The organism is Blastococcus sp. TF02A-26 (assembly GCF_003319125.1).
Lineage (GTDB): Bacteria > Actinomycetota > Actinomycetes > Mycobacteriales > Geodermatophilaceae > Trujillonella.
In genome coordinates, this window is the sequence record NZ_QOHG01000037.1 from 1 (window position 1) to 7917 (window position 7917).

A 7917-nucleotide genomic window follows, 5' to 3' on the forward strand; every position below is an offset into this window, starting at 1 on the left:
GAGTCCTCTTCGGTGAGTTCCTTGGCGGGTACTCACAGAGCCTCACGCGGTGGCCCCTCGACGTCGGTGACCGACACGATCACCGAGGCCAGGGGCCCGATCTACACCACTCCAGGGGACTCACCCACTGCCGCACCGGCTCACCGTCGCGGCCAACGCCAGTTGCGTCAAAGAAGCTTGCTGGTGCTTCAGCGAGCAACGGCAGCTCGATTGCCTGCCAGCCGAACAGGCGACGCTGCACTTCGCCAACGGGGATCTCGAACGGATAGTGGTTGGGCTCGGCACCTTGGTCAGATCGGCGATAGTGCCAAGCTGTCCCGCGCTTTGATGTCTGGCCAATCAAGACCATTGTGTTCAACCAGGCTGACGTTTCACTGCTCACTGCGGTACTTCCTATGTTCAGTTGTTGTGCTTAGCCAAATCCTGTCAGCGGGGTGAGACACTCAGCCCAAAATCAGCCGGCGGCCACAGCGGCTGCGAAGCGGGGGCTGTGGCACGACAGAAAGACTCACTAGACGGCTAGCTCGGCGCCGAAGTACAGGTCTGGGCCCGTAGGCCTCCGGCCACGTACTGGCGCTCTGGCACTGCTGCCACTCACTTGGGGGACGCGCCCCAGGACCAAGGGCTCTTAGCGTTTCTGCATGCCGTACCCACCCCGGCCGCAACTGAGGCCGCTCGCGGAGTTCGCCGGTACGGCATCGCCTCGTCCCGACTCAACGACGCAGGCCCGCGTGGAGCGCTTCGTCATCGAGCAGTACCGGGTCGGCCGCTCCCTACGCGAGCTGTCGGAATTGACAGACAGGTCCTTTTCAGCTATGCGGAACATCTTGGATAAGCACGGGTTACCGCGTCGAGGCACTGGTGCCGCGGTTGTCGAGTCTGTATCTGATCTCTAATGACGAGGTTGACCCAGGGCCCACTTCCCCTGGGTCAACCTGCACTGGGGCATGCCAGGCGAAAAGCTCAGCAGCACGCCGTTGCTTTGGCACGCTCGTCATCAGCAGCATTAGCGACGTCACTCGTGCAACAGGTTCCGTCGCCAGTCACCTCTGACAGCTCCAGAGACGTCTTGCCTTCGAGATCGGCTCGGGCGTCGCCCTTGACGGTGTAGACCTCCCACGGCTCGCCGCCGGGGCCATTCACCCAGACCTTGTCCTGAACGGCGTAGCAGCACGTCGTGTTCTCCTCAGGGCGCGGCACGAGGCCAGCGTTAGCGAGGCGCACGTGCGCAGCTGTCACGTCGTCGGTCGTAGCGACCTCGACTCCGAGGTGATCCATGCGAGTGGCCTCGCCCTGCTCCCCCTCCAAGAGCACCAGCTTCAACGGCGGCTCGGCGATGGCGAAGTTGGCGTAGCCAGGCCGGCGCTTGGCCGGCGTGGTGTTGAAGAGCCGCGAGTAGAACTCGACGGCCCCTTCGAGGTCAGCAACCCGCAGGGCCAGTTGCACGCGAGACATCAGGTGAGCCCCTTCCATTCAAGACATCGACGCTCGTCGATGTTCACACTCTGGTCACTCCATAGACGCTTGTCAATACGATGGACGTCGCTACGATGACGGTCGATGCACCGAGCGGAAGAGAAGATCATGAGCGAATCAGGCTTCGCCTGCTGCACCCCCTTGACCGGAACGTCGATGTCCACCGAGCAGGCCGAGCAGATCGCACCCCTGCTCAAGGCCCTTGCCGATCCGGTACGTCTGCGCCTGGTCAGCCTCATCGCCTCAGGTGAGGGTGGGGAGGCCTGTGTCTGTGACCTCAACGGCGCCTTTGAGCTCACGCAGGCCACGATCAGCCACCACCTGAAGGTCCTGCACAACGCCGGCATCCTCGATCGGGACAAGCGCGGCGTATGGGCCTACTACGCCGTGCGTCCTGAAGCCCTCTCGGCTGTGGCCAACCTCTTCAGCGCCCCGGCACTGATGCGAGCCGGCGCATGAGCGACACCGTGGGTGACATCGCCCGTGGCGGCACCACTGTCGACGCTCCCGTCCTGCAGCGGCTGTCCACGCTTGACCGCTTCCTGCCGGTCTGGATCATCGCAGCCATGGCTCTGGGCCTTGGCCTGGGCCGGCTCATCCCTGGCCTCGACGACGCTCTCGACGCCGTCAAGGTGGGCGACGTGAGCCTGCCGATCGCGATCGGCTTGCTGCTGATGATGTACCCGGTGCTGGCCAAGGTGCGGTACTCCGAGCTGGATCGCGTCACCGGCGACCGCAAGTTGCTCGGCGCGTCTCTCGTTCTCAACTGGCTGATCGGCCCGGCGCTGATGTTCGCCCTGGCCTGGCTGCTACTCCCCGACCTCCCCGAGTACCGCACCGGGCTGATCATCGTGGGCCTTGCCCGCTGCATTGCCATGGTGCTGATCTGGAACGACCTGTCCTGCGGAGACCGAGAGGCCGCGGCCGTCCTCGTCGCAATCAACTCGGTGTTCCAGATCCTCGCCTTCGCAGCGCTCGGCTGGTTCTACCTGCAGGTGCTGCCCGGCTGGCTGGGCTTGTCGACGACGTCGGCGGAGTTCAGCGTGTGGGCAATCGTGCTCAGCGTGCTGGTCTTTCTGGGCATCCCCCTGCTCGCCGGCTTTCTCACCCGCACGCTCGGCGAGCGGGCCAAGGGCCGCGACTGGTACGAGTCGACGCTGCTTCCCAAGATCGGGCCCATCGCGCTCTACGGGCTGCTCTTCACGATCGTCATGCTTTTTGCTCTGCAGGGCGACGCCATCACCTCTAACCCTTGGGACGTGGCCCGGATCGCGCTACCGCTCCTGGCCTACTTCGCGCTCATGTTCGGGTCCTCGTTCCTGCTCGGCATGCGCCTCGGGCTCGGCTACGCCAAGACCGCGACGGTTGCCTTTACCGCCGCTGGCAACAACTTCGAGCTGGCCATTGCGGTGGCCATCGGCACGTTCGGCGTTACCAGCGGCCAGGCCCTCGCTGGCGTCGTCGGTCCGCTGATCGAGGTGCCTGTCCTCGTCGCTCTGGTCTACGTCTCCCTATGGGCAGCGCGGCGCTACTTCCCAGGCGATCCCACCGTTCCCGACGCTGTACGGAGCACTCGATGACCAACGACCACAAGTCGCTTCCCGGCCTGCTGACCCCCGAGGCATCACTTCACCGCCTTGCCGATCAGCTCGCAGAGCGCTTCACCGGCGTCTTTGCTCGCGAGACGATCGACCGTTACGTCTTTGAGTCCTACACAGCCCTCGCCCGCACCGCCAAGGTCACCGCTCATCTGCCCGTGCTCGCGGGCCGCTTCGCGACGGAACGCCTGACCGCCCTTGCTCAAGCCAAAGGCGCCATCGCAAGTGACGTGTGCGAGGTGCTCTTTGTCTGCGTGCAGAACGCCGGGCGCTCTCAGATGGCAGCTGGCCTCCTGGCTCACCATGGCGGCGGAAAGGTCCACGTTCGCTCGGCTGGATCTCAGCCAGCGTCGAGGATCGATGACGCCGTGATCGAGGCCATGTCCGAGGTCGGCATCGACATCACCGCCGAGTTCCCCAAGCCGCTGACCGATGACGTGGTCCGTGCCGCCGACGTCGTCGTCACCATGGGCTGCGGCGATGCCTGCCCGGTCTACCCGGGCAAGCGCTACCTCGACTGGCAGGTCCGCGACCCTGCTGGCCTCTCCGTCGGCGAGGTCCGCGCCATCCGCACCGACATCGACAACCGGGTCCGCGCCCTGCTCGCCGAGCTGCACCCAGCCGTTGCACCGGCGTGACTCCGACCCCCACCACTTCCGAAAGGCAGCTCATGTCCGACAAGCCCAGCGTTCTATTCGTCTGCGTCCACAACGCCGGCCGCTCTCAGATGGCCGCCGGCTGGCTCCGCCACCTGGCTGGTGACTCCGTTGAGGTGCGCTCTGCTGGGTCAATCCCCGCTGACCAGATCAACCCCTCCGCCGTCGAGGCCATGGCTGAAGTTGGCATCGACATCACCGATCAGACCCCAAAGGTCCTCACCACTGAGGCCGTCGAAGCCTCTGACGTGGTGATCACCATGGGCTGCGGCGACGCCTGCCCCATCTTCCCGGGCAAGCGCTACCTCGACTGGGCCCTCGAAGACCCCGCGGGCAAAGGTGTCGAGTCGGTTCGGCCCATCCGCGACGAGATCGAGTCTCGCATTCGCGGCCTTCTCAGCGAGCTGCAAAGCCCTCAAGACGCCACCGCCCGATGAGTTCGAAGCCCAGCGTCCTGTTCGTCTGTGTGAAGAACGCCGGCAAGTCTCAGATGGCTGCTGGCCTCATGAAGCACTTTGCTGGCGATGCCATCGAGGTTCACTCCGCCGGCACCAAGGCGGGCACTGCGCTGAACGAGCTGTCGGCGCAGTCCCTACTCGAGGTGGGCGTCGACATCACCGCTGAGCGACCCAAGGCCATCACTGCCGACATGGTCCGCAGCGCCGATCTCGTAGTCACGCTCGGCCGCGAGGCCCACGTCGATGAGGTCGATGGCACCCGGTTCGAGCAGTGGGTGACCGACGAGCCCTCAGAGCGTGGCATCGACGGCATCGAGCGCATGCGCCTCGTCCGCGATGACATCGCAGCTCGGGTGCGGGCACTGACGGCAGAGCTTGGCGTGGCCCCCCAGCGAGGCCACGACCTGACGCTCTAGGGACTCCGGCAGCCAGAGATAAAGGACGTTATCTATGGGTCCTGAGAGGCCGTGGCGACGACGCACTCCCGCGGAGATAACATCGCCGTGCGTCGATGACAGTCCCTGGCTGCAAGGCAGGGGTCCAAGTCCGGCGCGAGCAAGCTCCGGCCTTCGGAAAGTGATCATGACTTCTCTGCCTTATCGCCCGCTGCTCCGTCGCTGGCGTCCCGCTGCCTTCACCGCTGTTGCTGCCGCTGGGCTTCTCACCCTCAGCGGTTGCGGCGCCGACGCGACTTCCTCGGCGGCTGGCGAGGAGTCGGCGCACGAGACGGGCCATGGGGATCTGCCCAGCGCGCACGTGCATGGCGTGGCAGTGAACCCCGCCGACGAACTGGTCTACCTCGCTACCCACGACGGCCTGTTCCGCTACGACGACGGTGAGCCAACCCGCGTGGGACCGGTCATCGACCTAATGGGCTTCACCGTGGCTGGCCCCGACCACTTCTACGCATCGGGCCACCCCGGACCCGGGGTGGATCTACCTGAGCCAGTAGGCCTAATCGAGTCGACCAATGGTGGCGAGTCTTGGGAGCTGCGTTCTCGGCAGGGCGAATCTGACTTCCATGCCCTGACGGCTTCCAGTGCGGGCGTGGTTGGTTTCGACGGCAGGGAGCTGACCACCACGGTCGACGGCACAAGCTGGCGCGAACTCGGGGCGGGCGTCACTCCACATGCGCTGGCTGCGTCCGGGGACGGGTCGGTGCTGGTTGCCACCAACGAGTCGGGCCTGATGCGATCGGTCGACGGAGGCACCACCTGGGCGCCTGTAGCCGGCGCTCCCCTTCTCCAGGTCGTGGACTGGGCCGAGGACCAGACAGTCGTCGGAGTTTCGCCCAATGGCACGGTTGCTGTCAGCACTGACGCTGGTGCGACGTGGGACGAGCGAGCCCGCGTCTCGGGATCGCCCGAGGCCGTCGGGGCAAGCGCTAGTGCCGAGGGCACGCTGCGCATCCTTGTCGTGGCAGGCGGCGGACTGCACGACTCTGCCGACGGCGGCGAGACCTTCGTGCCGCTGCCCTAACTCCTACGGGCGATGACCTGCGGCCCGGCGAGTTAGGTGATTGCCAACTCGTCAGCGAGCGCTATCATCGCCGTATGACGATGAAAGCCCCGGAGGGTGTTGCCCCCGACGCACCTCAGATCGAGACTGCTGGCCTGTCGCCGGCGGCCTCGCTGTTTCACAGCCTGTCCGACCCGGCGCGACTGGCAATCCTGCGCCACCTTTCACTCGGCGAACACCGCGTCGTCGAGCTGACCGAGCACTTGGGCCTCGCCCAGTCGACGGTCTCCAAGCACCTTGCCTGCCTGCGCGACTGCGGCCTCGTTGATTCCCGGCCGCAGGGTCGCGCGTCGATGTTCTCCCTCACCACCCGCGACGAGCTGCTTGAGGTCCTAGCCGCTGCCGAACGGCTGCTGGCCGTCACCGGCGACGCCGTCGACCTGTGCCCCACCTACGGTTCGGCGACCCGTGAAGGAACCGAGGACTGATGAGCGAGACCACCGCCCTCTCCCCGGCCGAGACAGAGCGGCTGACCAAGCGGGGCTTACGCCTGGCGCAGTTCACCGTCATCTACAACGTTGCTGAAGGCGCCATTGCCATCACCGTTGGCATCCTCGCCGGCCTGGTGTCGCTGATTGGCTTCGGCTTCGACTCCGGCATCGAGTCAGCTGCGTCGGTACTCGTAGGTCTGCGCTTGGCTGCCCGGCTGCGCAACGGCGAGGCCGACGAGGCCAAGGAGCGCCGCGCACTGAAGGCCGTGGCGGTCACGTTCTTCGTGCTCGCTGCCTACGTGATCGTCGAGGGCATCCGCAGCCTGCTCGGCAACGAGGAGCCCGACACCTCCATCGTGGGCCTCGTGCTGCTGGCCGCCTCGGTCGTGATCATGCCGCTGCTCGCTCGCGCCAAGCGCCGGGTCGGTGAGGCTCTCGGAGGCGACCAGCTGATCCTGGCCGACGCCGCCGAGACCAAGATCTGCGTGCTGCTCAGCATCTCCACCCTGATCGGCCTCGGCCTCTACGCCGTTGTCGGTTGGACCTGGCTTGACCCCGTCGCTGGTTTCGTCATCGCCGCCTTTGCCATCCACGAGGGCCGCGAGGCCTGGGAAGGCGAACTCGTCGAGGACGACGATGACGATGACGATGACGATGACGATGACGACTGAGGATGTTTCGGCAGCGTCAGCGACCGTTAGCAGTAGGCCTAGGCGCAGCCGTGTTCGCACGGCTCGCCTGGCCATCGGCGCCGTGGCGCTCGTTCTCGCCGCTGGCGACCTGATCTTCAAGGCCGTTGCCGAGCACAACCTCAACGGTGAGCGAAGCGTCCACCTCGGCGTGCTCGATCTTCGCCTTGGCTACAACTCTGGCGCCGCGTTCAACCTCGGCGCAGGCCTACCCACCTGGGTGGTCCTCGCCGTGACCAGCGTGATCACCGTCGGCGTTGCCGTCTTTGCTTGGCGGTCAGCCGCGACGGCGTCCTGGCCGGTGCTCATCGGGCTGGCCATGGTGCTCGCTGGAGCGGTCGGCAACCTCGCCGACCGCGCCGGCGATGGACTGGTGACCGATTACCTGCACACCGGCTGGTGGCCCACGTTCAACCTCGCCGACGTCTTCATCACCTTGGGCGCAATCACTGTTGCCCTGGCGGTGCTGCGCGAAGACATGTCCCACCGTCGAGGTCGCTAGGACCGTTCGCTCACGCCGTAGGGAGACGCCCGTGCCGATCATGTCGAGCGCCGAACGATTGTTCTGCCAGAGCCCGCCGTGGCGTTGGGTCGCGGGCCGAGTGATCCTCGATTGGGCGCTCCAGGGGGCAGCCCCGCGAGGCGCGATGCTCGAACTAGGCGGCGGCAGCGGCGCCATGGCAGCCGAGACGATCCGGCGCTATCCCGACTGCGAGCTGACCGTCACCGACCTCGACCCGGCGATGGTGGCTGCCACCGAGCAGCGCTTCACCGACGAACCGCGGGTCACCGTGCGCCAAGCTGACGCCACCGCCTTGCCCTTCGCCGATGGATCCTTCGACGTCGTGGTCAGCTTCTTGATGCTGCACCACGTGATCGAGTGGCGCCGAGCGCTCGACGAGGTCAGCCGCGTTCTGCGCCCCGGCGGGCACTTTGTCGGCTACGACCTCGTCGCCTCCCCCCTGACTAAGCCTCGATCCACCGACGGACCTGGGCGCGCCCGGTGAGGTCCGGCGGAGTGGCCGCGGTGGTGCCGGGGCGTGAGGAAGTCGCCGGTCTGCCCGGCTTTCCACGGAGTCCTCGGTCGTCGG

General features: G+C 66.1%; 11 protein-coding genes. 10 read left to right on the forward strand and 1 reads right to left on the reverse strand.

The genetic code is table 11. From position 1 onward, the window contains the following. Positions 1-963: 963 nt before the first annotated feature. Positions 964-1455 carry an ArsI/CadI family heavy metal resistance metalloenzyme gene (locus DQ240_RS22910; protein ID WP_113842030.1) on the reverse strand — a complete coding sequence of 164 codons (492 nt, stop codon included), beginning with the start codon at positions 1453-1455 and terminating at the stop codon, positions 964-966. A gap of 105 nt (positions 1456-1560) precedes the next feature. Between DQ240_RS22910 and DQ240_RS22915 the strand changes: the two genes are divergently transcribed. The 10 genes from DQ240_RS22915 to DQ240_RS22960 all read left to right on the forward strand — a co-directional run bounded on the left by DQ240_RS22915 (position 1561) and on the right by DQ240_RS22960 (position 7833). Then, entirely contained in the window at positions 1561-1935 is a 375-nt protein-coding gene (locus DQ240_RS22915; RefSeq protein ID WP_113842023.1) for a metalloregulator ArsR/SmtB family transcription factor, read from the forward strand. Beyond that, positions 1932-3056 carry an ACR3 family arsenite efflux transporter gene (arsB, locus tag DQ240_RS22920; protein ID WP_113842024.1) on the forward strand — a complete coding sequence of 375 codons (1125 nt, stop codon included), beginning with the start codon at positions 1932-1934 and terminating at the stop codon, positions 3054-3056. Before DQ240_RS22915 ends, arsB begins: the two co-directional genes overlap by 4 nt. Further along, positions 3053-3712, forward strand: a complete 660-nt coding sequence (locus tag DQ240_RS22925; RefSeq protein WP_113842025.1) for an arsenate reductase ArsC — start codon at positions 3053-3055, stop codon at positions 3710-3712. The genes arsB and DQ240_RS22925 overlap by 4 nt, the downstream gene beginning before the upstream one ends. Positions 3713-3744: 32 nt before the next feature. Continuing rightward, complete coding sequence (locus tag DQ240_RS22930; RefSeq protein WP_113842031.1) at positions 3745-4167, forward strand: arsenate reductase ArsC; 423 nt, start codon at positions 3745-3747, stop codon at positions 4165-4167. Next, positions 4164-4604 (forward strand): low molecular weight phosphatase family protein, encoded by a 441-nt coding sequence (locus DQ240_RS22935; protein WP_113842026.1) that lies wholly within the window; start codon positions 4164-4166, stop codon positions 4602-4604. Before DQ240_RS22930 ends, DQ240_RS22935 begins: the two co-directional genes overlap by 4 nt. A gap of 166 nt (positions 4605-4770) precedes the next feature. Next, positions 4771-5667 (forward strand): F510_1955 family glycosylhydrolase, encoded by an 897-nt coding sequence (locus DQ240_RS22940; RefSeq protein ID WP_233498929.1) that lies wholly within the window; start codon positions 4771-4773, stop codon positions 5665-5667. 74 nt (positions 5668-5741) lie between these two features. Continuing rightward, positions 5742-6134, forward strand: coding sequence for a helix-turn-helix transcriptional regulator (locus DQ240_RS22945; RefSeq protein ID WP_113842027.1), 393 nt, complete (start codon positions 5742-5744; stop codon positions 6132-6134). After that, positions 6134-6808 (forward strand): cation diffusion facilitator family transporter, encoded by a 675-nt coding sequence (locus DQ240_RS22950; RefSeq protein ID WP_113842028.1) that lies wholly within the window; start codon positions 6134-6136, stop codon positions 6806-6808. The genes DQ240_RS22945 and DQ240_RS22950 overlap by 1 nt, the downstream gene beginning before the upstream one ends. Positions 6809-6890: 82 nt before the next feature. Further along, a complete protein-coding gene (gene lspA, locus DQ240_RS22955; RefSeq protein WP_233498930.1) occupies positions 6891-7328 on the forward strand; it encodes a signal peptidase II in 438 nt (145 codons plus the stop codon). 40 nt (positions 7329-7368) lie between these two features. Beyond that, the gene (locus DQ240_RS22960) at positions 7369-7833 is read left to right on the forward strand and encodes a class I SAM-dependent methyltransferase (protein ID WP_233498931.1); all 465 of its coding nucleotides are present in this window, start codon (positions 7369-7371) and stop codon (positions 7831-7833) included. Positions 7834-7917 lie beyond the last annotated feature (84 nt).

Coding starts and splice junctions, on each gene's coding strand:
- DQ240_RS22925 (WP_113842025.1), top strand. CDS start 3,053: ATGACCAACGACCACAAGTCGCTTCCCGGCCTGCTGACCCCCGAGGCA.
- DQ240_RS22930 (WP_113842031.1), top strand. CDS start 3,745: ATGTCCGACAAGCCCAGCGTTCTATTCGTCTGCGTCCACAACGCCGGC.
- DQ240_RS22950 (WP_113842028.1), top strand. CDS start 6,134: ATGAGCGAGACCACCGCCCTCTCCCCGGCCGAGACAGAGCGGCTGACC.
- arsB (WP_113842024.1), top strand. CDS start 1,932: ATGAGCGACACCGTGGGTGACATCGCCCGTGGCGGCACCACTGTCGAC.
- DQ240_RS22940 (WP_233498929.1), top strand. CDS start 4,771: ATGACTTCTCTGCCTTATCGCCCGCTGCTCCGTCGCTGGCGTCCCGCT.
- DQ240_RS22910 (WP_113842030.1), bottom strand. CDS start 1,455: ATGTCTCGCGTGCAACTGGCCCTGCGGGTTGCTGACCTCGAAGGGGCC.
- DQ240_RS22915 (WP_113842023.1), top strand. CDS start 1,561: ATGCACCGAGCGGAAGAGAAGATCATGAGCGAATCAGGCTTCGCCTGC.
- DQ240_RS22960 (WP_233498931.1), top strand. CDS start 7,369: ATGTCGAGCGCCGAACGATTGTTCTGCCAGAGCCCGCCGTGGCGTTGG.
- DQ240_RS22935 (WP_113842026.1), top strand. CDS start 4,164: ATGAGTTCGAAGCCCAGCGTCCTGTTCGTCTGTGTGAAGAACGCCGGC.
- DQ240_RS22945 (WP_113842027.1), top strand. CDS start 5,742: ATGACGATGAAAGCCCCGGAGGGTGTTGCCCCCGACGCACCTCAGATC.